Source organism: Luteimonas viscosa (genome assembly GCF_008244685.1).
GTDB classification, from domain to species: domain Bacteria; phylum Pseudomonadota; class Gammaproteobacteria; order Xanthomonadales; family Xanthomonadaceae; genus Luteimonas; species Luteimonas viscosa.
This window is the reverse complement of the sequence record NZ_VTFT01000002.1, coordinates 77,255-101,549: the sequence shown is the minus strand read 5'-3', so window position 1 is coordinate 101,549 and position 24,295 is coordinate 77,255. Positions and strand designations below refer to the sequence as shown.

The window sequence follows — 24,295 nt, the reverse complement described above, 5'->3', positions numbered from 1 at the left end:
CTGTTGCAGAACGCGTAACGCCACGGAATCCGGACCTTGCCCGTGGCTCGTCAACCTTCAAATCGCCACAGGCAGACGGTTCGATGCCGGAGGCCAGGCCGCTCGCGGCAGGAATCCGGATGCGTGGGTGTGCCAACAAGAAGCGGCCGCAACCTTGCCTGCTTCGCGATCCCCGGCCGCTATTCCCGACTGGAGAAGCCGCTGTTCCACCAGCGCTGGAGCCTGCGCCAGAGCACCAGCGCGGCCGGCGTGATGCGCAACACCTGCGGCGCAGGGGACGAAGCCGGCGCCACCGCGGTGGCGACCGTCGGCTGTGCAGGGGCAGCAGGCGCGGCGACATCCCGCGGCGATGCAGCCGCGGCCTGCGCCGGAGCCGCCACCTGGGCATCGGCGGGCACCAGCGGCGCCCGGCCGTTGCGGCGGATCGGTGCGCTTGCGAAGGAACAGTTGGTCGGCGCCTGCATCGGCCAGCCGCTGCCGGGACGCCAGTTGTCCAGCTTGCAGCCGTTGCGGTAGACGATCACCTCCTGGTTGCTCGCGACGTTCGCGAAACGGTGCGTCGGGCCGCCGTTCGGGAAGCGCACTTCCAGGTCCACGGTCGCGTAGTTGCCGAGTCCGGTGTGCAGGTGGGTCTGCGGGTGCTGTTCGCCCACCAGCACCGGCATGTGCGCGACCAGCTGGCTGGTGCCCGGCCGGTACCAGCGCACGCTGGCGCCGACCCCGTCGCTGTTGCCGGCGGTGCCGCGCACGCGCACCTTCATCCAGCGGTTGCCGTCGGTGTTGGTGGTGTTGCGCCACAGGCCCAGGTTGCTCTGGAACTGGGTCTTGACGATGTCGAGCCGGCCGTCGTTGTCGAAGTCGGCGACGTCGGCGCGCGGCTTGCCCGATTCCCAGCCGCCTCCGGCGTCGCCCGACGCCTGGCCGAAATTGGTGTTGGTGGATGCGGTGAACGTCATGTTGCCGTTGTTGCGGTAGATCCGTACCGATTCGCCCACGCCCGACACCATCAGGTCCTGACGGCCGTCGTTGTCGAAATCGGCGGCGATGATGTTGCCGTAGTCGCTCGCGGCGACGCCAGACAGGCCCGAAGCGGACGAGACATCGGTGAAGCCACCCGAACCATTGTTGCGGTAAAGCAGCCCGCGGTTGCTGGGACTGAACTGCTCGCCGTCCAGGTAGAACAGGTCCAGGTCGCCGTCGTTGTCGAAATCGGCCAGCAGCATCTGCATGAGACTGCCGCCGACGAAGGCCGGGACTGCCACCCAGGTCAACGTGCCGCGGTCGTTGCGCCAGTAGCCACCATTGGCTGGCTGGACGATGTCTGGCCACCCGTCTCCGGTCACGTCGCCGACCAGTTGCTTGGCGCGGTTGCCCGCAGCCGGCCGCAGCCGCTGGCCCGCGATGTTCGCGACCTGCCGCGCATCGTCGACCACTTCCAGATTGCCGCTGCCGGTGATATCGCCGAACGCGCAATAGCCCTCGCAGCCATCTTCCTTGGCTGCGAAGCGCGGCACGAACGCACCATTGGTCGAGCCGTTGCGGTAACGCGCGCCAAGCGCCGAGCCGTGCCGACCCCAGAAATCCTGCTTGCCGTCGCCGTTGAAATCCAGCCGCGTGACCCAGCCGGAGATCAGCGGCTGGCCCGCGATGTAATGACGTGTCTCTTCGCTGGGTATGTGTTCGAACCTGCCCGTGCCGTCGCAACGGTTGTTCCACAAGCGCGTGGTCTGGCCCCAGTCCTCGTGCGAGACGATGAACGCGTCCGGACAACCGTCGCTGTTGAAGTCGACGAACAGCGCGTCGAAGCGGTACTGCGAGTCGGGGATCGAATCGATCCTCTGCGAAGCCTCGTTGACGAAGGTGAGCGGCCCGGCCGCCTTCTCCGCCGGGCCCGCAGCCGCGCGCGCAGGTATCGACTCGCGCTGGTCGGCCAGGCCGGCCCCGGCGACGGTGAGCAGCAGTGCCAGCGCCAGGGCGCGGGATCGGTTCATTGCGCGAGTAGCCATGCAAACTCCGGGTTGCGATTCTGCCAGTTGAACGCGCGCGGCGTATGCGAAACCGCGGCGCAGTCGGGATTGAGATAGAGGGCGAGCCGGTCGGCGCGCGCGGACAGCCTGTCGCGCCATGCGGGATCGGTTTCGAAATGGCGTGCCGCGGCAACCGCCATCAGCAGCTCCGGGTTGTGGGCGTCCGAGCCCCAGCCTTCGCTGTCCTGGATCGCCACGATGCGTTCGCGCGGGGCGATGCCCGAAGAGAAATACCAGCCGATCGTGCCGCCGCGATTGCAGGCCGACCGCCAGTTGCCGGCCAGATCGTCCGGCACGAAGCCGTGCTGTTCGAGATAGCGGCCGAAGTCGCGCAGCATCACCGGGATCCGCTCGTCCCGGGTGACCAGCCAGGCGCGCCACAACCCGCCGACGAGGTTCGCGCTCATCCATGGCGAGGCTCCGCGCACGTCGGTGGCCGGATCGTGGTCGCTGCCCTCGTGCGCCTGCCAGGAATGGGTCCAGGCGCCGGTCACCGGGTCGTCGCCCGGCGGGGTCTGCTGGTGCGCGTGCAGCCAGCCGATCAGGTCGAGGATGTGGCGCCGGGTGTCCGCTGCGCCGGTCAGCTCGTAGGACGACACCAGGTGTTCGAGTGCCAACCCGACCTGCCGCTCGGTCCACGCCTGGCCGCCACCGGTGTAGGGTCCCATGGGCGTGCTCCAGCCGCCCTTGACCTGGTTCACGACCATGTGCCCCACGGTGCCGGGATCGAGACGGGTGTCGTCTCCCGCCAGCGCCACCAGCAGCAGGTGCGGGGTCACGTAGCTGTACTTGGGGTCGCAGGCATTGACGCCGTCGAACTCCCAGCCGCCGGTGCAGTCCGGCCAGCCGCCGCCGTTGCCGCCGCGCTTGATCTTCGACAGATAGAACGTGGCCGAATTGTAGAACTCGGCGAACACGTCGGGACGACCGCTGCGCACGTACTGCCATCCGAGCACCGCCGCGCGGTCGAACAGGAACGAATGCGCGCCGGCGTATGGCGCATCCTTCGCCCAGGCCCACTGCCGGTCCACGTAACGGTCGTAGCGGTGTTCGGGATCGTGCGCCAGTTGCCGGCCGGCGATGCCCGAATGCACCAGCCAGGCCGGATCGAGCGTGGCCGCCAGGCGCGGCACCGGCGCGTCCATCTTGCCCGCACGCGTGCCGCGGTCGTAGGCAAGCTCCTCGATCGATCGGGTACGTGGACCGGCGGTGTCGAAGCGGTAGGACCCTTCCGGGTCCGCCACGAACTGGACCTTCACCGCGCGGATGCTGCCGTCGGTCCAGTGCCAGTGCAGCGTGGGCCGGACGAAGGCCGGCACTTCCTGGTCCGCGGCATCGAGGATGCGGACCCGCGTGGCGTCGGTCAGCGCGCCCTGCGGAAACGGGATGCCGAGGGTTACCTGTTCGGTGTCGGAAACATCGCCGGTGGGTGTCAGCCTGATCGCCGTCGGCAGCGCCGTCGTGGCCGCGGCCGGGGTGCCGGTGTTTGCGGCCATCGCGGCCGCGGCTGCCGGGGACGGCTCCGCGCACCCGCCCAGCGCGGGCAAGGCCAGCAGCACGCACGCCACGAAGACGGACGCACGGCAACGGGCAACGCGGAATGGGGGCATGGCGTGTCTCCGGCAGGCGTCTGAGGCGCCCTGGACAAAGCCGGCCGCTGGGTCGACCCGTGGGCACGGCTGTGTGGCATAGGGTCGCGTCTCCGGCCCCCTGTGGCAGCCAGCGGGGCAATGCGTCACATCCCGCGGTCAGGAACCGGACAGGTGGCGCGTGCCCGGCTGGCGCTCGCCACCCCGGATCCGGCGTATCCTATTGCAAATCAAGGGTTTGTTGTAGACATGTCCGAAACGTCTCCAATCGCGTCCGACAGCGGCGCAGTCGCGCCCACTGCCGCGAAAGGTGATGCAGGTCCGGCAGCGCGCTGGCCCCGCGGGCGCGACGGCGAATGGCTTGTGGCAGGACGGCCGCTGTCGCGCGTGGTCGACGAACTCGGTGCCACCCCCTGCTATCTCTACGATCGCAGCCGCCTCGCGGAACGCGCACGCAGCCTGCGCCAGGCGCTTCCGCCCGGCGTGCTGCTGCACTATGCGATCAAGGCCAACCCGATGCCGGCGCTGGTGGGGTTCATGGCCGGGCACGTCGACGGTTTCGACGTCGCCTCCGCCGGCGAGCTGCGGGTCGCGCTGGACGCGGGCATGGATCGGGAGCACGTGAGCTTCGCCGGCCCCGGCAAGCAGGAAGCCGAACTGCAGCGCGCACAGGCGGCCGGGATCGTGGTGAACCTCGAATCGTTCCGCGAGATCGACATCCTCGCGCGTGCGTCCGAGAGCAACGGCGCGCCGGCGCGGGTCGCGGTGCGCGTCAACCTGCCGTTCGAGCTGAAGTCATCCGGCATGAAGATGAGCGGCGGCGCCAGGCAGTTCGGCGTCGATGACGACCAGGTGCCCGCGCTGCTGCGGCGGATCGCCGCCGCCGGACTCGCATTCGAGGGCTTCCACTGCTTCGCGGGCTCGCAGAGCCTGCGCGCGGAGGCGATCGTGGAGGCGCAGCGGCTCAGCTACGCGCTGGTCAGGCAATGGCAGGCGCACTTCCCCGCGCCACTGCGCTGGCTCAACCTCGGGGGCGGCTTCGGCATCCCGTACAACACCCGCGACCAGCCGCTCGACACCGGCCCGGTGTTCGAATCGCTGCACGATCTCGCCGCGCGGTGCGCCGGCGACTTCGGGCCGCAGGCGCGCCTCGTGCTCGAACTGGGGCGCTATCTCGTCGGTGAGGCCGGCCTCTACGTGTGCCGCGTCGTCGACCGCAAGCTTTCGCGCGGCAAGGTGTTCCTCGTGACCGATGGCGGCATGCACCAGCACCTCGCGGCATCCGGCAATTTCGGCCAAGTGGTGCGGCGCAACTACCCGATCGCGGTCAATGCCGCTGGCGGCGAACGCGAACAGGCCACGGTCGTCGGCCCGTTGTGTACGCCACTGGACCTGCTGGGCGACGACGTCGAGCTGGACCATGCCGGGCCCGGGGACCTGGTGGTGGTATTCCAGTCGGGCGCCTACGGCCGTTCGGCCAGCCCGCGCCAGTTCCTGGGGCACCCGGACGTGGTCGAGGCGCTGGTCTGACGATCGGGCGCCGTCAGTCCAGGAGCCGGCGGTAGATCCGCAGGAATTCGCCGGCGTAGCGCTGCCGGCTGAACTGTTCGCGCGCGTGTTCGACCGCCTGCCTCGCCAGTTCCGCCCGGTAGGTAGTGCTGGCGCCCACCTGTTGCAGCGCATCGGCCAGCGAGTCGACCTCCGGGACCGGTGCGAGACGCCCCGTGCGCCGGTCCAGCACGACCTCCGGAATGCCGCCGACGCGGGCCGCGACGACCGGCACGCCACAGGCCTGCGCCTCCGCCAGCACCAGTCCGAACGCCTCGTCGCGCGCACCGTGCAGCAGCACGTCGAAGCCGGGGAACCAGTGCTGGGGATCGGCCTGGAAACCGCAGAAATGCACGCGGTCGGCGAGATCCTCCGCGACCAGCGAGCGCACCTGCGCTTCCTGCGCCGCATCGCCGCGGCCGAGCACCAGCAGCCGCGCATCGCGTCCCGGTTGGCGCCGCATGAACTCGTGGAACGCGCCGATGGCGAGATCGACGCCCTTCTCGGGGCCGAAATGCCCCACCGTACCGACCACCAGCGTGCCCTCGCCGGCACCGATGTGTCTTCGCGTGCGCGCGCGCAACACCGGATCGGGGCGGAATCGCTCCAGGTCGATGCCCAGGGGGATGCACGAGACCTTGGCCGGATCGAAGTAGTTGTTGTCGATGTAATGGCGCAGTCGTTCCTTCGATGCGGTCACCACGGCGCCAACCCGCAATCCCACCAGCGCGTTGCGCACGCGGTCCCGGAACCGGGCCGTCTCCAGGCCGCGCGTGCGATGGAAGCTCATCAACAGCGCGGGAGAATTGCGGCGCATCGCCAACGCGGCCATGGCCTCGCTGGCGGCGTCGTGCGCATGGATCACGTCGATGGCCTGCTCACGGCAATAGTCGCGCAGCCGCCGCCACGCACTGCGGTCGAACAGCCCGCGACGTTCGAGATCGAGACAGCCGTCGAACAGCGTGCGCTCGGCCGCCTCGGAGCCGAACGCATCGAGACATCCCAGGTGGCTCGCGACCCCCAGCTCGCGCAGTCCCAGCGCCAGGGCGGCGATCGCCTCGCGCCGGCCGCCGTGGCTGTAGGAAAGGGTCAGGTGCAGCACCTTCATGGCCGGATCCGTTCCGCTGCGGATACCGGCGGCGGGCGACGCCCCGCAGTCGGCGCCGTCGTGCCGCTGGCGCAGCTGCGGCCGCCAGCCGATGCGGGCGACCGGCGAACGGCGGTCGCCGGGCAGGACGGACGACCCGGCCTGGCGACCGGCGGCGTCGAGTTCACGACCGGTTCGACGCATCGAAGACGGACCCCGAAGGACCTGCGACGTGAACACGACCTGCGAAAACGACACTCATTCGTATGCGATCCAGTGGATTTGCGCCGTCGAACCGCTGCGGTATCCCGCGCGAGCACGGCGAACCCTAGCTGATACGGTGGATGGACCGCGCATCGGCCACGCTCCGACGAATCCTCCCCGGCCTCGTTCATCCGCGAGCGAGGCAACCACCGTGGGATTCCATGCCTCGACCGCGTCCGGACGAGGCCCGAGGCGGTCGCCCGACGACAGACACGCCGTACCCGCCTTCCACCGGTTCCACGCAGGAGGGCCGGGCATGTGGCCGAATCCCGTCGCTAGTGCCGTATCAGCCGGTGAACGAGAACCTTGCCATCCTCCGCATCACGGATCGGCGCGCAGAGACGAACCAACGAATCGACCCAATGGATGCAGTGATCGAACCCGTACGCGCAAGCAGCGACATTCCGCGCCATTTCTACCGCGATGCACCCCAGGACGCGCACCAGCGCCGACGCCACCGGGCCGTGCTCTCCCTGCTGCGCGAACTTCCACCGGGGCGCGTCCTCGACTACGGTTTCGGCTGGGGCGACATCGCCTGGGCTGCGGCGAAGACCCATCCCGACATCCATGCGGTGGATGTCGAACAACGACGGGTCGATTTCGCGCGCCAGCAGTACGCACCGATCCCGTTCGACCGGTGCCGGCCGGACGGCGTCGATTTCGCGGACGCCAGTTTCGACATCGCGCTGTCGATCGTGGTCCTGCCGTTCGTCCCGGACGACGAAGCCTACGTGGCCGAGCTCAGGCGCGTGCTGCGCCCCGGCGGGCACCTGATCGTCGCCACCAAGACCTCGCAGTTCCTGCCGCGGGTGTGGCGACGCCTGAGTGGCCAACGCGAACGCGACCGCAATCCCAACCGGGGCATCCGCCACCATGACGCGGCCGATGCCGCGGCCTTGCTCGAGCGACACGGATTCTCGATCCTGCGACGCAAGGCGTTCTACGATCCCCCGTTCGAGGCGCGTCGCAACGTCGTCGATGTCGTGAACGGATTCTTCGAAGTGGCCGGCGCAGCGCTCGGCCTGGTGGACACGGCGCCCTATCCGCTGTTCCTGGCGCGGCGCGAAGACTAGGGCGAACTGACGGGGCCCGGGGCGGGAGGCATGCTGAGCCGTGCGGGGCGCGGCGGCGACTCAGCGACGCGCGGCGTCGCGGCCGGCCACTTCTCCGAACCATGCGCTCATGCGCTGCCAGAGCAGCACGACCGGGGGCGTGATCCGCACGTCCATGCGTCGCGGATCCAGGCGCGTGGGCACGGGCCCCTGGTTGACCGGGGCTGGCGGCGCATCGCCGATGCGTCCCGCGGCCTGCGCCCGCGGCGCAGTAGCCCCGGCGTCGCGCGCTGCGGCAGGTGCAGCGGATGCCGACGTGCCCGGCGGCGCCAGCGGTGCCGAACCGTTGCGACGCAGGCGTGCACCGCCGCCTCCCCCCGCGCTTTCGAGCGCACCGATGTCGATCCGCGCCCCCGGCACACGCGCCACCTGGCCGCCGATGGCCAGTTTCGCGCGCAGCGGCGGATCGAACTGGGGCAGCTGCAGCGGCGAAGGGAACGGGAACGCCGAGGGCGACGGCGGCTGCGGGTTGCCCGCGGACACCAGCGGACTGTTCGTGGTCGGACGCAGCTGGAACTGGCCGATGCTGGTGAATCCGGGATCGGCGCCGCGCACGGTCCCGGTCAGCTCGGCAGGCACCAGCGTCGCCGAGGACTGGATCCAGTTGTTCGAACCGGCCACCTTGCGCCCGCTGGTCCAGGGTTCGCGGCTGGTGGGTGCGCAGTAGGGGGTTTCCACCTCCGAAGCCTCATGCACGCGCAGGACGTTCGGCGCCGCACCCGAACCGGTCTGGAAGACCACGTTGTTGTGCATCTCCAGCGATTCCTGGCCCAGTTGCACCAACACCGCGTTGGCGATGCCGGGCCGGTTGAAGACGATGGTGTTGTTGACCATGCGCAGGCGGCCCTGGCTGCGGCCGTTGAGGTCGCCACCGGTACGGATCGCGTTGCGCCAGGAGGACGTGTGCACGATCACGTTGCCGACCAGGTCGACGTCCTCGCGCCGCAGGTCCGGCGACCAGCCGGACTGCTGCGTCTCGCAGTCGGGACCGATCAGCTCGAGCTCCTGGTAGGCCGAGTCCTCGAACCAGTTGTAGTAGATCAGCGCGCGCTCGTGGCGGTTCTTGAGCAGGCTGCCGCCGTTGCCGTCGTGCACGTAGTTGTAGCGCATCAGGAACACCGAGCCCGGATACGCCACCTGGTCGGACTGCATGTAGATCGGATGCCGGTGCGTGCCCGAGCCGGAGTTGTACACCTCGCTGTATTCGAGGGTGAACGAGCCGGAATTGTTGTCGGCGCCGAGGATGCCGTGCGAGGGGCAGTCGCGGATGATCGTGTCGCGCACGGTGACGTCGTGAGCCTCGCTGAACAGGCACGACGAGGTTCCGCCGCGCACGTCGAAGCCTTCGAACACCACGTGGTTGGACTGCTGGAACTTGATCGTGTGCGAGCCGCCGCTCAGGACCGGCCGGGTCGAGCCGACGGAACGGTTCCAGCGGAACGTCACCGGATTGCCGGCAGAGCCGCCGTCGCCGCTGCGCACGACTATGTTGCCGTTGTAGGTCGCTCCACCGTCGACCAGGACGATGTCGCCGGGGCCGAGGTCGACGCTGTCGACCAGGGTCGACAACTGGGTGTACTGGCGGCCCGACGGGCCCACGGTGTACGTCGCCGCGTAGGCGAAGGAGGGCAGCGCCACACAGGCACAGGCGGCTGCGCGTAACAGGGCACGAGACATTCGGTCACTCCGGTCGAAACGAGGATCCCCTGTCCTGCCGCCGGGTCCATGGCCTGCAAGTCGGCATATTAGACACCCGCGCGCGGCGCGAAGCCGTCCGGGCCATGAACGCGCGCCGGTTCGCGCATTCGATCAAGCCGGGATCCGGACCCGCGTCGGCCCCAGGGCGTGACGGCGATCCGGGCCGGCGCAGACTGGCGCGAGCTCGCTTCTCCACCGCCAGGCAAAGCGCGCACGCGCGAGGTTGCGACCTGCGGGGAAAGCAGGGGCGCCCGGTCGGGTCGGCCGGCGCGGACCGCGGTACGCACAGCCGCGTCGATGTCGCGCTGCCGGGACCGGACACGGAAAAGGCCAGTGGGCGTACCCACTGGCCTTTCGAAATCATCCGCTGGCGCGCCCGGAAGGATTCGAACCTCCGACCCCCAAGTTCGTAGCCTGGTGCTCTATCCAGCTGAGCTACGGGCGCAGTGCAGAAGCGGAATTGTGCCCAAACCGCGGGGTCGTCGTCAATGCGGCTTCGACGATTGGCGGTGGAAGCGACAACTGGCGGAGACTGAGGGATTCGAACCCTCGATGGAGCTTTTGACCCCATACTCCCTTAGCAGGGGAGCCCCTTCGGCCACTCGGGCAAGTCTCCGGGAAGATCGCGCCGGATGCGGAACGCATCGTGCGCGACAGGCGCGAAGGATACCGGAGTCGCGACCGCCGCGGCAAATCAGCCGCTGCCGGTTTCCGGCTCGCGCGCGGGCTCCACCTCGTCTCCGCGGCGGATGCGCTGGTAGATCTCTTCGCGATGGACGGCAACGTCCTTGGGCGCGGTGATGCCGATGCGCACCTGGTTTCCCTTGACGCCGAGCACAGTCACGGTGACCGAATCGCCGATCATCAGGGTCTCGCCGACGCGGCGGGTCAGAATCAACATCTTGGGAATCTCCGTAGGCCGGTGGCCTGCTGTTGAAACGGCGCGACAGGCCTCGGACCGGCCGCCTTTCCGCTTCAAACTGAACAAACGTGAAGAATGTCGGGGACGGGACGCGTGGTCAACCGACGTTGGTCATGCAGCGAATACCCGGCGTCAGGCGGGACTCAGTTTGGCGGCGGCCCAGTTGGGGACCTCCGCGAGTGCATCCTGCAGCTCGGGTCCGTCCGGACCCCCACCCTGCGCCATGTCCGGACGTCCACCACCCTTGCCACCGATCCGACCGGCGACGAAGGCGACGAGTTCCCCCGCCCCCACGCGCCCGGTCGCGGTTCCCGAGACCCCGGCCACCAGCGCGGCCCTGCCGTCGCTGGTGCCGGCGAGCACGATCACCGCGTCACCGAGCTGTTGCCTGAGGCGATCCATCGCGTCGCGCAGCGCCTTGGCGTCCAGTCCCTCCACGCGCGCTGCCAGTACCTTGACGCCGTCGACCTCGACGGCCTGCTCCGCAAGATCCGCGGTCGCCCCACTGGCGGCCCTGGCCTTGTGCGCCTCCACTTCCCGCTCGAGCCGCCTTTGCCGCTCGAGCACCGCACGCAGTTTATCAGTGACTTCCAGTGTCGTGCCGCCCAGCAGGCCCGCGACTTCGCGCAGGCGCCGTTCCTCGGCCATCACGTGGTCCAGCGCCGCCTGCCCGGTCAGGGCCTCGACCCGGCGCACGCCGGCCGATACCCCCCCTTCCGAGACCAGCTTGAACAGGCCGATCTCGCCGGTGCCGCCCACATGGGTGCCGCCGCACAGCTCGACCGAATCCCCCATCTTCACGACCCGCACGCGCTCCCCGTACTTCTCGCCGAACAGGGCGATGGCGCCCGCATCCAGCGCTTCCTCCATCCCCATCTCGCGGATCGCGACCGGGTGATTGGCGCGGACCTCGACGTTGACCCGGCGCTCGATCTCGGCCAGCGCCTCGCCGTCGACCGGCTGGAAGTGCGAGAAATCGAAGCGCAGGCGGTCGGGCGCGACCAGCGAGCCCTTCTGCGCGACATGGGTGCCGAGCAGGCCACGCAGCGCGCCGTGCAGCAGGTGGGTGGCGCTGTGGTTGAGGACGATGTTGCCGCGGCGCTCGCCATCGACCACGCCGGCCAGCGTATCGCCGCGATGCAGGATGCCGGCCTCCAGCCTGCCGAAGTGGGCGTGGAACTGGCCCGCGAGCTTCTGCGTATCGGAGACCGCGAAGCGCGTGTCCAGGCCCTCGAGCGCGCCGGTGTCGCCGACCTGGCCGCCGGACTCGCCGTAGAACGGCGTGCGGTCGAGGATCACGATGGCCTCGTCGCCGGCATCGATGGCCTCGACCGGTCGCCCGCCCCTGAGCAGCGCCAGCACCTTCAGGCCATCGGCCTGCAGCGCGTCGTAGCCGAGGAAGCCCGTCGGCTGCAACTGCGCGACCAGGTCGGCCGGGAGCTGCACGCCGCCGCCGAACCGGCCCGCGGCGCGCGCGGTTTCGCGCTGCTTCTCCATCGCCACGTCGAAGCCGGCGGTGTCGACGGTCATGCCGCGTTCGCGCGCGATGTCCTGGGTGAGGTCGAGCGGAAAGCCGTAGGTGTCGTACAGGCGGAAGGCGTCCGCGCCCGGGATGGACCTGCCGCCCGACTTCGCGGCGACGTCGTCGAAGATCTTCATTCCCGCATCGAGCGTCTCGGCGAAGCGCTCTTCCTCCGCCAGCAGGGCCTTCTCGACGAGCCCGCGCTTCGCGCCCAGTTCCGGATAGGCCTCGCCCATCAGCGTATCGAGCGTGCCGACCAGCTTGTGGAAGAACGGTTCGCGCTTGCCGAGCATCCAGCCGTGGCGCAGCGCGCGGCGGATGATCCGGCGCAGCACGTAGCCGCGGCCCTCGTTCGAGGGCAGCACGCCGTCGACGACGAGGAAGCTGCAGGCGCGGATATGGTCGGCGATCACGCGCAGCGACTTGTTCTGCAGGTCCGCCGTGCCCGTGAGTTCCGAGGCTTTGCGGATCAGTGCGTCGAACAGGTCGATCTCGTAGTTGCTGTGGACGTGCTGCAGCACCGCGGCGAGGCGTTCCAGGCCCATGCCGGTGTCCACGCATGGCGCAGGCAGCGGCACCAGGGTGCCGTCGGGCTGCCTGTCGAACTGCATGAACACCAGGTTCCAGATCTCGATGTAGCGGTCGCCGTCCTCGTCCGGCGATCCAGGCGGTCCACCGGAATGTTCCGGGCCGTGGTCGTAGAAGATCTCGGTGCAGGGGCCGCAGGGCCCGGTGTCGGCCATCTGCCAGAAGTTGTCGGACGCATACGGCGCGCCCTTGTTGTCGCCGATGCGGACGATGCGTTCGGCCGGGATGCCGATCATGTCGTGCCACAGCGCGTAGGCCTCGTCGTCGGTTTGGTAGACCGTGACCAGCAGGCGATCTTCCGGCAGGCCCCAGACTCCGGTCAGCAGTTCCCAGGCCCAGGCGATGGCCTCCTTCTTGAAGTAGTCGCCGAACGACCAGTTGCCCAGCATTTCGAAGAAGGTGTGGTGGCGCGCCGTGTAGCCGACGGAGTCGAGGTCGTTGTGCTTGCCGCCGGCGCGCAGGCAGCGCTGGACGTCGGCCGCGCGCGGATTGGCGCGCTTCTCGGCACCGAGGAACACGTCCTTGAACTGGACCATGCCGGAGTTGGTGAACAGCAGGGTCGGATCATTCGCCGGGACGAGCGGCGCCGAGGGCACGATGTCGTGGCCCTTCCCGCGGAAGAACTCGAGGAAATCGCTGCGGATCCGCGCGGTCGTGTAGGCAGTGGGCTTGGTCATCGGTGGCCTGGCAACAAGCGGGCGGCCTGATCCCTCCCGCGCCTCCAAGATGAGGCGCCTGGCCAGAGCAGACAACCCAGCGAAGCCACCAGATTAACAAACCCGCAGGGCGCAGTCGCCGCTGTCAGTCGCCGCCACTGTCGGGATCCCCGATCTCGTCCGGCTCGTAGCGCGCGGCGGCCCGGATGTGCTCGCCTTCGAATCCCCGCCGCGCCAGGAGGTCGGCCGCCTTGCGCCGTTGCGCCTCGCGCGGTCCCGCGTCGCCGAAGCGGCGCCGGACCAGGTCGCGGGCCACCTCGGCCCAGTCGCCGTCGAAAGTGGCCAGCGCGGCGGTCACGACCTCCTGGTCGAGACCATGGGTGCCGAGTTCGGCACGGATGTGGCGCGGGCCGTAGCCGCCGCCCACCCGGGCGCGGACCAGGGACTCGGCGAAGCGGACATCGTCCTGCCAGCCCGCACCCGCCAGACGCTCCACGGCCGTTCGAGCCTCGTCGGCCTCCACGCCGCGCGCCGCCAGCTTGCGGAGCAGTTCCTTGCGCGAGTGTTCGCGCCGGGTGAGCAGCCCCAGCGCGCGCTGGGTGGCCGTGGCTGGCGGGCGGCGCTTCCTGCCCGACGGAGCATCGCCGTTCACGCCCCGGCTCCGCCCGCCCTGCGCGTCGCCAGTTGCGCCCGGCATGCCGCGAGGGCGCCATCGGGGAAACAGCACAACGCCATTCCGGCCGGCCCGCGGAGCACATGCCATGCCGCGGCCGCGACCGGGAGGCGCGTCGCCCGCTCCAGTGGACGGGCATCGACGTCGACGCCGCCGGTGGACCTGCGCGCCCGCTGGACGACCGCATCCGGCGCCGTCGCGCCCGAGGCGAATCCGCAGGTCATCCCGGCAGGCACCCAGGTGCCGGGGTTCGCATGGAGTCCATCGGAGCTTCCGGAAAAAAAGAACAACCTACCCCGGAACCGGAGAGGGTTGCCATGGAAAGGCCATCCCTGGCCGCGAAGCTCATGGGCCGGCTCAGTCGCCTGCGGCGACCGCATCCTCTTCGCCATCGCGCTTGGCCTCCGCCGGCTTGAACGTCTCGCGCAGCTGCGCTTCCAGGCGCTTGGACACCTCCGGGTTCTCCTTGAGGTAGTTCCGGGCGTTCTCCTTGCCCTGGCCGATGCGCTCGCTGCCGTAGCTGTACCAGGCGCCGGCCTTCTCGACGAGCTTGGCGTCGACGCCCATCTCGATCAGTTCGCCTTCGCGACTGATGCCCTCGCCGTACAGGATCTCGGTGATGACCTGCTTGAACGGGGGTGCCATCTTGTTCTTGACCACCTTGATCCGGGTCTGGTTGCCGATGATCTCGTCGCCCTTCTTGATCGCGCCGATGCGGCGGATGTCGAGGCGGATCGAGGCGTAGAACTTCAGCGCGTTGCCGCCGGTAGTGGTTTCCGGGCTCTGGCCGGGCATCATCACGCCGATCTTCATGCGCAGTTGGTTGATGAAGATCACCATGCAGTTGCTGCGCTTGATGTTGCCGGTCAGCTTGCGCAGCGCCTGGCTCATCAGGCGCGCCTGCAGGCCGGGGAGCTGGTCGCCCATCTCGCCCTCGATCTCGGCGCGGGGGGTGAGCGCGGCGACCGAGTCGACCACGACCATGTCCACCGCGTTCGAGCGCACCAGCATGTCGGCGATCTCCAGCGCCTGCTCGCCGGTGTCGGGCTGCGAGACCAGGAGGTCGTCGATGTTGACGCCCAGCTTCTGCGCGTAGCCCGGGTCGAGCGCATGCTCGGCGTCGATGAAGGCCGCGGTGCCGCCGGCCTTCTGGCATTCGGCGATGGTCTGCAGGGTGAGCGTGGTCTTGCCGGACGATTCCGGGCCGTAGATTTCCACCACCCGCCCCTTGGGCAGGCCGCCGATGCCCAGCGCGATGTCCAGCATCAGCGAGCCGGTGCCGATCACTTCCGCCGCCTCGACGCTGCCATCGCCCATGCGCATCACCGAACCCTTGCCGAACTGCTTCTCGATCTGGCTCAGGGCAGCGGAAAGGGCGCGCTTCTTGTTCTCGTCCATCGTGGTGGTCCTTGTCATGGTGAATTCGGGTTGGGTGCATCCTTGCAGGCGCCCATCGCACGGACTGCGACGGGGGCGCCGGGGCCAAGATTGCCGGATCGCCGGCGCCACGGATGCCGGGCGCCATCGGTGGCGGGTGTCGGAAAACTCCCCGCCAGGCTCACCGGTTGGGCCTCACCAGGCCGCAGTACAGGCCCTCGATGGCGAAATCCTGGCCGGGCTGCACCTCGATCGGCGCGTAGTCGGGGTTGCGCGGCAGCAGGCGGATGCGGTCCTTGCCGAGCTTGAGCAGCTTGACGGTGATGGCGTCGTCCACGCGCGCCACCACGATCTGGCCGCTGCGGGCGTCGCCGGTGCGGTGCACGCCGATCAGGTCGCCGTCGAAGATCCCCTCGTCGATCATCGAGTCGCCCTTGACCTTGAGCAGGTAGTCGGGCGAGGGTGAAAACAGCACGCGGTCGAGCACGACATAGGCGTCCGACCCGATGTCGGCCCCGATCGGCAGGCCCGCGGCGACCTGCCCCAGCACCGGCAGGCGCAGCGCATCGTCGTTGCCGGCCGGCAGGTCGAAGGCCTGCTGGGCCGACGGCACCGGCTGCAGCACGCGGATGCCACGCGCACGGCCCGGGACGCGTTCGATGGCACCCGCGGCCTCGAGCGCCTCGAGGTGGTATTGCGCGGCCCGCACCCCGCTGAAGCCGAAGGCGCGTGCGATCTCCGCCTGGGAGGGGGGAACGCCTTCGGCCTCGATCCGCTCGGCGATGAGCCCGAGAATGGCCTGCTGGGTGTCGGTGAGTTTCATGGTTAGTAGTAATACTACTAACCCTTCGGGTGGTCAACCCGCGCGGGCAGACTCGCGGCCGCGTCCGGTTCCCGGGACCACGGGCCTCTACCCGTCGCAAGCGGTGGCAGCCGCGTGATCCCGCCAATCCGTCCACCGCGGCGGCTGACGCATCCATCGGATGCGTCCGCATCCTCTCAGTGCTTCCCGCCCCGCCAGATCGAGAACAGCACCCAGAGCCCGCCCAGCGCGGCGCCGACGAAACCGACCGTGCCCAGCACGCGCAACGCGCCGCTGGTCACGCCGCCGGCGCTGTTGAGCACGATCGAGGAGCCCACGATCAGCGCCGCGGTCACCACCCCCATCGTCAGCCGGCTGACCGCCCGGTCCACCTGGTCGCCGAAGACCTTGAGCGCCTCGACCTCCACCTGCACCCGCAGCCTGCCGCGCCGCGCCGCCTGCAACAGGCGGTGCAGGTCCTTCGGCATGTCGCGCAACAGATCGAACACGCCCGTCATCGTGCGCCTGCCGCGCCGCGCCAGCGCCGAGGGCAGGTAGCGCTCGAGCATCGCGCGTTCGAGGAACGGGCGCGCCTCTCCGGCCATGTCGAAGCCGGGATCGAGCTGGCGGCCCATGCCCTCGAGCGTGAGGAAGGCCTTGATCATCAGCGCCAGGTCGGGCGGCAGGGTCAGGCCATGTTCGCGCAGGATCGCGGCGACGTCGCTGAGCATGGCGCCCATCCGCAGGTCCTTCAGCGGGACGCCGCGGTACTGGTCGACGAAGCGGTCGACCGATTCCTGCAGCCGCGCCTCTTCGATATCCGGGCTGTCCCCGGTCCAGTCGACCAGCACGTCGGTGACCGACGCCGGATCCTGGTCCACCAGCCCGTGCAGCAGTTGCACGATCTGGTGTCGACGCGGCTCGGAGACGCGTCCGACCATGCCGAAATCGATCACCCCGATCGCGCCGCCGGGCATGTAGAAGATGTTTCCCGGATGCGGATCGGCGTGGAAGAAGCCGTCCTCGAGCACCATCTTGAGCACGATGCCGGCGCCGGTGCGCGCCAGCCGCACCCGGTCGAGACCGGCGGCATCGACCGCGGCCAGGTCGCGGCCGGGGATGCCGTCGAGGCATTCCTGCACGTTGAGCCGTTCGCAGGTCCAGGTCCAGTAGACCTTCGGGATGACGATGTCCGCGCGTCCTTCGAAGTTGCGCGCGATGCGCTCGGCGTTGCGGCATTCGGCGGCGAAATCGAGCTCGCGCCGCAGCGAGGCGGCGAACTGCCGCAACATGTCGGAGGGGTGGTAGCGCCGCAGTTCCGGCATCTGCTTCTCGACGATCGTCGCCAGGTGCGCGAGCAGGCGCAGATCCGCCTCGACCACGTCGCGGATTCCGGGCCGGCGCACTTTCAGCACCACCGGCGTGCCGTCGTGGAGACGCGCGCGATGCGCCTGCGCCAGCGACGCGGCGGCCATCGGCACCTGCTCGAGCGCGGCGAAGACGGTCTCCGGGTCGGCGCCGAGGTCCTCGGCGAGTTGCGGCCGGATCGTCTCGAATCCGACCGCCGGCACCGCGTTCTGCAGCTCGGACAGTTCCTCGATCCAGCGCGGCGGCAGCAGGTCCACGCGCGTGGCCAGCACCTGGCCCAGCTTGACGAAGGTGGGTCCGAGGTCCTGCAGTGCGGCACGCACGCGCGCCGGCACGTCGAGCTGCAGCAGTCCGTCTTCCGCAGAGCGCCAGTGCACCAGGCGCCCCGCCCGCTCGAGCGCGCCGGCCAGGCCGACGCGGCGGACCATGTCGCCGAAGCCGTAGCGCACCAGGACGGTGGCGATGTCCTGCAGGCGGCCGAGGTCGCGGACCGTGCCGAGCGCTTCCCACATCACCCTGCCCTCCCTGCCGCGGCCGTCACCCCAGGGTACGTTCGAGGCCGCGCAGCGCCGCGGCCACGGTCTGGCGCCGCACTCCCTCCCGGTCGCCGTCGAACTGGAACAGTTCGGCGCGCGCATAGCCGCCGCGCCGTTTCCACGCGATCCAGACCGTGCCGACCGGCTTGTCGGCACTGCCGCCGCCCGGACCGGCGATGCCGGTCACCGCGACCGCCACGCTGGCGCCGGAGTGCACCAGCGCGCCGGACACCATCTCGATCACGGTCTCGCGGCTGACCGCGCCGTGCACCTCCAGCGTCTGCGGCTGCACGCCCAGCATCGCCTGCTTGGCCTCGTAGCTGTAGACCGCCATGCCGCAGTCGAACCACCCGGACGAACCGGCGATGTCGGTCACCACCTTGGCGATCCAGCCGCCGGTGCAGCTCTCGGCGGTGACCAGCATGTGGTGCCCGTCGCGCAGGCGTGCGCCTGTCGCGCTGGCGAGATGGTGCAGGTCTTGGTCGCTGGGGATCGCGTTCGGCATTCGGGGGACAAAGGGGAATCGTGCCGCCCTTTTTAACCCAATCCGCCGGATCGCGCTGCCGCTGCTTCGCGCGGGCCCGCGCATCGGCATGCGGATGGACCCGACCCGGGTCGACAGTGCCTCGAGCGAGGCGTTGTCGTTCAGGCCAAGGAAAAGGCTCTTCTCCCATGTGAGGGAGGTTGAGTCAGGACTGGACGCCGCGCCCTGACGCCCGGGGATCGCTTTCCGCCCGGTCGGGGCCGCTACCATCCCGGAGAAAACTTCCACTCCCCGCATCGCGGAACATCCAGACAAAAGGCCCGCGCCTCCGAAGATGCGCGGGCCAGGGCATCGCCGCCGGCCTCAGTAGCGGACGCGGAACGTGACGCCGTACATCCGCGGCGCGGCGGGGAACGCGTTGAACGTGTTCAGCGGATTGCCCGGATCCGGGAACAGGCCCTGCAGCGGCGCATCGAACCCCACCTGCACGTACTCGGTGTCGGTGATGTTGGTGCCCCAAAGTTCCACCATCCAGCGGTCGTCGCTGGCGCCGAAGCCGAAGCGGGCGTTGACCACCGTGTAGGACGACTGTTCCTTCTCCACGTCGAGGTCGGAACCGGTGTTGTAGTCGCCCATGTACTTGGCGCCGATGTTGAAGCGGCCGATCATGGCGTTGCTGAAGTCCCACTCGTAGGTCACGGCCATCGAACCCGACCACTCGGGCGCGAACGGCATGGTCGCGCCGGGCAGCTTGTAGAGCGCGCCGGAGGTGCTGAGCGGGGTGCGCTCGACGAAGTCGCCTCCGGGGATGTCGTCGCCGAAGGTGGTGTCGGCGTACATCAGGCCGCCCTGCAGCATCAGTCCCGTGACCGCCTGCGGCTGCCACAGGATCTCGGCGTCGATGCCGCTGGACGTGACGTCCGGGATCGAGCGGACCACGAAGCTGGTGCCGAGGAAGCTGTTGAGCTGGAAGTCCTCGTACTCCTGGTGGAACAGGGTCGCGTTCAGCAGCAGCGAGCCGCCGGCCCAGGTGGTCTTGGCGCCGAGCTCGTAGCTGTCGACGAACTCGCCACCGAACGAGGTGTCGGCGACCGGGGTGATGCCGGCACCGCTGGCCGAATCGCCGTCCGCGGACTGCACCCGGTCGAGGTTGAAACCGCCGCCCTTGTACCCGCGCGCGGCGGAGGCGTAGGTCATCACGTTCTCGTTCCAGCGATAGGCCGCCTTCAACGTGCCCGACCACTCTTTTTCATCGCTCTCCTGGAAGGTGTTGCGCCCGTTGTGCAGCGCATTGGCCCACGGCAGGCACATGTAGCCGGCGATCTGAGGGCCGGCCGACGCCATGACCGCGTTCTGCACCGGCGCGGGCAGCGAGGCGAACGTGCTGCTGCGCGAGGCCAGCGCGGCACGCAGCAGCGCATAGCGGTTGGGATTGAGCGGGTTCTGGTCGGTCAGCGCGCCGGTGCAGCCGAGGCTGCCGTTGGGGTTGCTGTAGGCCGACGACAGCTCCTTGTCCTCGCTCGTGTAGCGCAGGCCGACGGTGATATCGAGCGCGTCGGTGGCGCGCCAGGTGTTGTTGGTGAACAGCGCCAGGCTCTTCGCGTTCTGCTCGTAGCGGTCGAGCGCGCCGAGACCGGTGAAGCCGGTGCCATACGGCGTTCCGCCCACCTGCGACAGGAAGGCGGCCGGCGGAATGCCCATCGGATTGTCCAGCGGCACGCCCGCCGCGGCCAGGCTCTGGCCGACGAGCGTGTACACCAGGGTGGACACGTAGGGCTCGTAGTGCGAGCCGACCCGATAGCTCTCGTTGCGCGTGAGGTCTTCGTCGGAATAGAACATGCCGACCATCCAGTCCAGGCGGTCGGTCGCGCCGGTCAGCCGGAATTCCTGGCTGAAGGTCTCGAAGCCGGTGAACGACTCGTCCTCGGTGCCGTTGCGGTAGATCAGGTCGGCGGTGCTGAAGTCGTAGTCCAGGCCGTTGATCGCCTGCCACTCGCGCGCGGCCGTGATCGAGGTGAGGGTGGCGCCACCCAGGCCGGACATGTCCCAGTTGATCTCTGCCGAAACGCCCTTGTCCTTGATGTCCTGGTCGGTCGGCCGGTTGCTGTAGGCGACGCGGTCGAACGGATCGTCGCCGGGCGCGGCGACGGCCTGTCCGCCCGCCAGCGCGTTGAGGATCGCGGCGGTCCCGCCGACGGTGGTCTGCACCGCGGTGCAGCAGTTCTCCTCGCGGCTGGTGTAGTCGGCCGAGAGCAGGATGTCGAGCGTCTCTGTCGGTTCGAACAGCAGCTTGCCGCGGACGGTGTGGAAATTCTGGTCGTAGTCCTCGTCCTCGGTGCGCGGGCCGTTGCCGGTTTCGACGTCCATCCAGCCGTCGCGCTTGCGCTTGGCGGCATAGACGCTGAAGGCGGCGGTGTCGCTGAAGGCGTCGTTGTAGGCGCCCGACACTCCCATCGCCCCGTAGTTGCCCACGGTGACCTCGGCCTCGGCGCTCTGGGTGTAGCTGGGTCGCCGGGTGACCACGTTGATGACGCCGGCCGAGGTGTTCTTGCCGAACACGGTGCCCTGCGGACCCTTGAGCACCTCGATGCGCTCGAGCTGGCCGAGATCGCCGAAGCCGACGCTGTTGCGCGGGCGGTACACGCCGTCGATGACCACGCCGACGGAAGACTCGAGGCCGACGTTGTCGCCGACCGTGCCGATGCCGCGGATGCGGGCGGTGGTGATCGCCTCGTTCTGGGTGCTGGTGACGGTCAGGCCGGGCACCAGGATCTGCATGTCCTTGATGTCGCTGACGTTGTTGTCGCGCAGCAGCTGTTCGTCGAGCGCGGTGACCGAGATCGGCACGTCCTGCATCTGTTCTTCGCGCTTCTGCGCGGTGACCACCATCGTGGAGAGCGTCCTGGGCTCGTCCTCCGCGCCGGCGGGGGCAGCGTCCTGGGCAGCCACGGGTGCGGCCATGGAAACGATCGCCGAGAACAGGGCGATGGCGAGAACACTGCGCTGCGGATGGCCTGAAGCCATGGTATGTCCCCCCAAGAAAAACCAAAGAAGTGGTTGGTGTATCGACGGTCGAGCGTGCAACGGATCGCATTGCGACACCGCATGCGGATGGCATCGCAACGCCCGGGCGCGGGGCCTGTGTGGGGGGACTGGCCGGCGCCGCCGCGGACGTATGGCAACGAAAACCTAACATACTTTCGGAACATCCGTCCGCCCGCTGGCGCGGCGTCCTGCGCTGCCCCCGAAAGTCCCCGGCGCAGGGAGCTTGCCGGCGGCCGGCGCGCACCGCGAGCCGCCACACGTCCGGGCGGCGTCCGGTCGCCGCGCCGCACCCTGCCCCTGCCCTTCACCTACACTTTCCGTCCCCCCGTTGCCGAGGCTCCTCTTGCAGCGCCCCGATCCCGACCGCGCCGCCACTCCGGGCAAGGCGAGCGAACACACGCCGCTGATGAAGCAGTACTTCGCCGCCAAGGCAGAGCATCCCGACGTGCTGCTGTTCTTCCGGATGGGCGACTTCTACGAGCTGTTCCACGACGATGCGCGCAAGGCGGCGCGGCTGCTCGACATCACCCTGACCCAGCGGGGCAGCTCGGGGGGCCAGCCGATCCCCATGGCCGGCGTGCCCCACCATTCGGCCGAGGGCTACCTGGCGCGCCTGGTGGCGCTGGGCGAATCGGTGGCGATCTGCGAGCAGATCGGCGACCCGGCGACCAGCAAGGGCCTGGTCGAACGCAAGGTGGTCCGCATCGTCACTCCGGGCACGGTCACCGACGAGGCCCTGCTCAGCGAGCGTCGCGACACGCTGCTGCTGGCCGTCGCCCGCGGCAAGGCGGGCTACGGGCTGGCCTGGGCGGACCTCGCCGGCGGCAGGTTCCTGGTCAACGAGGTGGCTGGCGACGCGCAGTTGGAAGCCGAGCTCGCGCGCCTGGAGCCGGCCGAGGTGCTGCTGCCCGACGAGGAAGGCTGGCCCGGCTTCGTCGGCGAGCGCAGCGGCCTGCGGCGACGCGCACCGTGGCTGTTCGATGCCGATGTCGGGCGCCGCCAGCTGCTGCGGTTCTTCAACCTGCACGACCTGACCGGTTTCGGCATCGAGGACCGGCCGCTGGCGATCGCGGCGGCGGGCGCCCTGCTCGGCTACGTCGAGGAGACGCAGAAGCAGCGCCTGCCGCACCTGGCCTCGATCGCGGTGGAAAGCGGGGACGGCGCGATCGCGATGAACGCGGCCACCCGCCGCCACCTCGAACTCGACACGCGCGTCGACGGCGACACCCGCCACACCCTGCTCGGCGTGCTCGACACCACGGTGTCGCCGATGGGCGGGCGCCTGCTGCGGCGCTGGCTGCACCGGCCGCTGCGCGAGCAAGCGACCGTGCGCAAGCGCCACGCCGCCGTGGCGACCCTGATCGACCATCGCGGCGACGAGGCCTTGCGCGAACGCTTCCGCGCGCTCGGCGACCTCGAACGCATCCTCTCGCGCATCGCACTGCGTTCGGCGCGCCCGCGCGACCTGTCCACCCTGCGCGATGGCCTGGCGATGCTGCCGGCACTGCGCGAGGCGCTGGCGCCGCTGGATTCGCCGCGCCTGCGCGAGCTGTCGGACGAACTCGGCGATCACGCGGCCGAGGCGGCACTGCTGGCGCAGGCGCTGGTGGAGCAGCCGCCGGTGCTGGCGCGCGACGGCGGCGTCTTCGCCGACGGCCACGACGGCGAACTCGACGAACTGCGCCAGCTCAGCAGCAACGCCGACGGTTTCCTGGTCGAGCTCGAGGCGCGCGAGAGGCAGGCCACCGGCATCGCCACGCTCAAGGTCGGCTACAACCGCGTCCACGGCTACTTCATCGAGATCAGCAAGGGCCAGTCGTCGAAGGCGCCCGCGCACTACACCCGGCGGCAGACGCTGACCGGCGCCGAGCGCTACATCACCGAGGAACTCAAGCAGTTCGAGGACAAGGTGCTGTCCGCGCGCGAACGCGCCCTGGCGCGCGAGCGGCTGCTGTACGAACACCTGCTCGACGCGCTCGGCGAACGCCTCGAGCCGTTGCGGCGCTGCGCCGCCGCCCTCAGCGAGCTCGACGTGCTCGCGGCCTTCGCCGAACGCGCGCAGGTGCTGGACTGGTCGCGTCCGGAGCTGTCCAGCGAACCCGGCATCCGCATCGAACGCGGCCGCCACCCGGTGGTGGAGGCGGTGCGCGACGAACCGTTCGAACCCAACGACCTGGTGTTCGACGACGCGCGCCGGATGCTGGTGATCACCGGCCCGAACATGGGCGGCAAGAGCACCTACATGCGCCAGAACGCGCTGATCGTGCTGCTCGCGCACATCGGCAGCTTCGTGCCGGCGGCGAGCGCCGCGATCGGCCCGATCGACCGCATCCTCACCCGCATCGGCGCGGGCGACGACCTGGCGAAGGGGCAATCGACCTTCATGGTCGAAATGGCCGAGACCAGCTACATCCTGCACCATGCGACGGACTGCTCGCTGGTGCTGATGGACGAGATCGGACGCGGCACCTCGACCTACGACGGCCTGGCGCTGGCCGAGGGCTGCGCGCGCCACCTGGCGATGCACAACCGCAGCTACACCCTGTTCGCCACGCACTACTTCGAACTGACCGCGCTCGCCGAACCCGGCAGCGGCATCGCCAACGTGCATCTGGACGCGGTGGAACACCACGACGGCCAGGGCAACGACACCCTGGTGTTCATGCACGCGGTGAAGGACGGCCCGGCCAACCGCAGCTTCGGCCTGCAGGTGGCCGCGCTCGCCGGCCTGCCCCGGGCCGTGATCCGCGACGCGCGCGCACGCCTGGCCGAACTCGAACGGCGCAGCCACGACGCGCCGGCGCCGGCGCCGATGTCGGCCGAGCGCATCGGACAGCCGCAGCAGTTCGGCCTGTTCGTGCCGTCCTCGGCGGCGCTCGAGGCGCTGGCCTCGCTCGATCCGGACGAGCTCACGCCGAAACAGGCGCTGGAGGCGTTGTACCGGCTCAAGGCGCTGTCGTGAGTCGCGCCGGCCTCGTCTAGACTTGCGGCCGGGCC

15 protein-coding genes and 2 tRNA genes are annotated in these 24,295 nt (G+C 69.5%); 3 read left to right on the top strand and 14 right to left on the bottom strand.

Features of this window, described 5'->3' with window-relative positions; all coding sequences use genetic code 11:
• Nucleotides 1-179: 179 nt before the first annotated feature.
• Nucleotides 180-1,991 carry an FG-GAP repeat domain-containing protein gene (locus FZO89_RS18570; protein ID WP_187471211.1) on the bottom strand — a complete coding sequence of 604 codons (1,812 nt, stop codon included), beginning with the start codon at nt 1,989-1,991 and terminating at the stop codon, nt 180-182.
• On the bottom strand, nt 1,988-3,637 hold the full coding sequence (locus FZO89_RS18565) for a hypothetical protein (protein WP_187471210.1): 1,650 nt from the start codon (nt 3,635-3,637) through the stop codon (nt 1,988-1,990). The genes FZO89_RS18570 and FZO89_RS18565 overlap by 4 nt, the downstream gene beginning before the upstream one ends.
• Before the next feature lie 120 nt (nt 3,638-3,757).
• On the opposite strand from FZO89_RS18565, the gene FZO89_RS15165 reads away from it, so the two are divergent.
• On the top strand, nt 3,758-5,146 hold the full coding sequence (locus tag FZO89_RS15165; RefSeq protein WP_316247556.1) for a pyridoxal-dependent decarboxylase, exosortase A system-associated: 1,389 nt from the start codon (nt 3,758-3,760) through the stop codon (nt 5,144-5,146).
• A gap of 13 nt (nt 5,147-5,159) precedes the next feature.
• On the opposite strand, the gene FZO89_RS15160 is transcribed toward FZO89_RS15165, so the two are convergent.
• Nucleotides 5,160-6,455, bottom strand: a complete 1,296-nt coding sequence (locus tag FZO89_RS15160) for a glycosyltransferase family 4 protein (protein WP_149104281.1) — start codon at nt 6,453-6,455, stop codon at nt 5,160-5,162.
• A 422-nt stretch (nt 6,456-6,877) separates the two neighbouring features.
• On the opposite strand from FZO89_RS15160, the gene FZO89_RS15155 reads away from it, so the two are divergent.
• Nucleotides 6,878-7,588 (top strand): class I SAM-dependent methyltransferase, encoded by a 711-nt coding sequence (locus FZO89_RS15155; protein WP_187471209.1) that lies wholly within the window; start codon nt 6,878-6,880, stop codon nt 7,586-7,588.
• A 60-nt stretch (nt 7,589-7,648) separates the two neighbouring features.
• Here the strand turns inward: FZO89_RS15155 and FZO89_RS15150 are convergent, their stop codons facing one another.
• The 11 genes from FZO89_RS15150 to FZO89_RS15100 form a co-directional block, all read right to left on the bottom strand.
• Nucleotides 7,649-9,304: a hypothetical protein gene (locus tag FZO89_RS15150; RefSeq protein ID WP_149104279.1), complete on the bottom strand. Its 1,656-nt coding sequence runs from the start codon at nt 9,302-9,304 to the stop codon at nt 7,649-7,651.
• Between the two features lie 389 nt (nt 9,305-9,693).
• Nucleotides 9,694-9,770: transfer RNA gene (locus tag FZO89_RS15145), tRNA-Arg, on the bottom strand.
• Between the two features lie 78 nt (nt 9,771-9,848).
• Nucleotides 9,849-9,941, bottom strand: a tRNA-Ser gene (locus FZO89_RS15140).
• Nucleotides 9,942-10,019: 78 nt separating this feature from the next.
• Complete coding sequence (gene csrA / locus FZO89_RS15135) at nt 10,020-10,226, bottom strand: carbon storage regulator CsrA (protein ID WP_149104278.1); 207 nt, start codon at nt 10,224-10,226, stop codon at nt 10,020-10,022.
• Between the two features lie 153 nt (nt 10,227-10,379).
• On the bottom strand, nt 10,380-13,034 hold the full coding sequence (gene alaS / locus FZO89_RS15130) for an alanine--tRNA ligase (protein WP_149104277.1): 2,655 nt from the start codon (nt 13,032-13,034) through the stop codon (nt 10,380-10,382).
• A gap of 124 nt (nt 13,035-13,158) precedes the next feature.
• Nucleotides 13,159-13,710 carry a recombination regulator RecX gene (gene recX / locus FZO89_RS15125; protein ID WP_149104276.1) on the bottom strand — a complete coding sequence of 184 codons (552 nt, stop codon included), beginning with the start codon at nt 13,708-13,710 and terminating at the stop codon, nt 13,159-13,161.
• 333 nt (nt 13,711-14,043) lie between these two features.
• A complete protein-coding gene (recA, locus tag FZO89_RS15120; protein WP_149104636.1) occupies nt 14,044-15,084 on the bottom strand; it encodes a recombinase RecA in 1,041 nt (346 codons plus the stop codon).
• Between the two features lie 160 nt (nt 15,085-15,244).
• Nucleotides 15,245-15,886: a transcriptional repressor LexA gene (lexA, locus tag FZO89_RS15115; protein ID WP_149104275.1), complete on the bottom strand. Its 642-nt coding sequence runs from the start codon at nt 15,884-15,886 to the stop codon at nt 15,245-15,247.
• 176 nt (nt 15,887-16,062) lie between these two features.
• Nucleotides 16,063-17,745 (bottom strand): ABC1 kinase family protein, encoded by a 1,683-nt coding sequence (locus FZO89_RS15110; protein ID WP_149104274.1) that lies wholly within the window; start codon nt 17,743-17,745, stop codon nt 16,063-16,065.
• Nucleotides 17,746-17,770: 25 nt separating this feature from the next.
• Nucleotides 17,771-18,274 carry a CinA family protein gene (locus tag FZO89_RS15105; protein ID WP_149104273.1) on the bottom strand — a complete coding sequence of 168 codons (504 nt, stop codon included), beginning with the start codon at nt 18,272-18,274 and terminating at the stop codon, nt 17,771-17,773.
• 342 nt (nt 18,275-18,616) lie between these two features.
• Nucleotides 18,617-21,277 (bottom strand): TonB-dependent receptor, encoded by a 2,661-nt coding sequence (locus tag FZO89_RS15100; RefSeq protein ID WP_262378731.1) that lies wholly within the window; start codon nt 21,275-21,277, stop codon nt 18,617-18,619.
• 427 nt (nt 21,278-21,704) lie between these two features.
• On the opposite strand from FZO89_RS15100, the gene mutS reads away from it, so the two are divergent.
• Nucleotides 21,705-24,260: a DNA mismatch repair protein MutS gene (gene mutS / locus FZO89_RS15095; RefSeq protein ID WP_149104634.1), complete on the top strand. Its 2,556-nt coding sequence runs from the start codon at nt 21,705-21,707 to the stop codon at nt 24,258-24,260.
• Nucleotides 24,261-24,295: the final 35 nt, after the last annotated feature.

Excerpts from the sequence above, each read along its gene's own strand:
- csrA (WP_149104278.1), bottom strand. The coding sequence starts at position 10,226 with ATGTTGATTCTGACCCGCCGCGTCGGCGAGACCCTGATGATCGGCGAT.
- FZO89_RS15110 (WP_149104274.1), bottom strand. The coding sequence starts at position 17,745 with ATGTGGGAAGCGCTCGGCACGGTCCGCGACCTCGGCCGCCTGCAGGAC.
- alaS (WP_149104277.1), bottom strand. The coding sequence starts at position 13,034 with ATGACCAAGCCCACTGCCTACACGACCGCGCGGATCCGCAGCGATTTC.
- lexA (WP_149104275.1), bottom strand. The coding sequence starts at position 15,886 with ATGAAACTCACCGACACCCAGCAGGCCATTCTCGGGCTCATCGCCGAG.
- recX (WP_149104276.1), bottom strand. The coding sequence starts at position 13,710 with ATGCCGGGCGCAACTGGCGACGCGCAGGGCGGGCGGAGCCGGGGCGTG.
- FZO89_RS15160 (WP_149104281.1), bottom strand. The coding sequence starts at position 6,455 with ATGCGTCGAACCGGTCGTGAACTCGACGCCGCCGGTCGCCAGGCCGGG.
- FZO89_RS18565 (WP_187471210.1), bottom strand. The coding sequence starts at position 3,637 with ATGCCCCCATTCCGCGTTGCCCGTTGCCGTGCGTCCGTCTTCGTGGCG.
- FZO89_RS15105 (WP_149104273.1), bottom strand. The coding sequence starts at position 18,274 with ATGCCGAACGCGATCCCCAGCGACCAAGACCTGCACCATCTCGCCAGC.
- FZO89_RS15165 (WP_316247556.1), top strand. The coding sequence starts at position 3,758 with ATGCGTCACATCCCGCGGTCAGGAACCGGACAGGTGGCGCGTGCCCGG.
- mutS (WP_149104634.1), top strand. The coding sequence starts at position 21,705 with ATGAAGCAGTACTTCGCCGCCAAGGCAGAGCATCCCGACGTGCTGCTG.
- FZO89_RS15155 (WP_187471209.1), top strand. The coding sequence starts at position 6,878 with ATGGATGCAGTGATCGAACCCGTACGCGCAAGCAGCGACATTCCGCGC.
- FZO89_RS18570 (WP_187471211.1), bottom strand. The coding sequence starts at position 1,991 with ATGAACCGATCCCGCGCCCTGGCGCTGGCACTGCTGCTCACCGTCGCC.
- recA (WP_149104636.1), bottom strand. The coding sequence starts at position 15,084 with ATGGACGAGAACAAGAAGCGCGCCCTTTCCGCTGCCCTGAGCCAGATC.
- FZO89_RS15100 (WP_262378731.1), bottom strand. The coding sequence starts at position 21,277 with ATGGCTTCAGGCCATCCGCAGCGCAGTGTTCTCGCCATCGCCCTGTTC.
- FZO89_RS15150 (WP_149104279.1), bottom strand. The coding sequence starts at position 9,304 with ATGTCTCGTGCCCTGTTACGCGCAGCCGCCTGTGCCTGTGTGGCGCTG.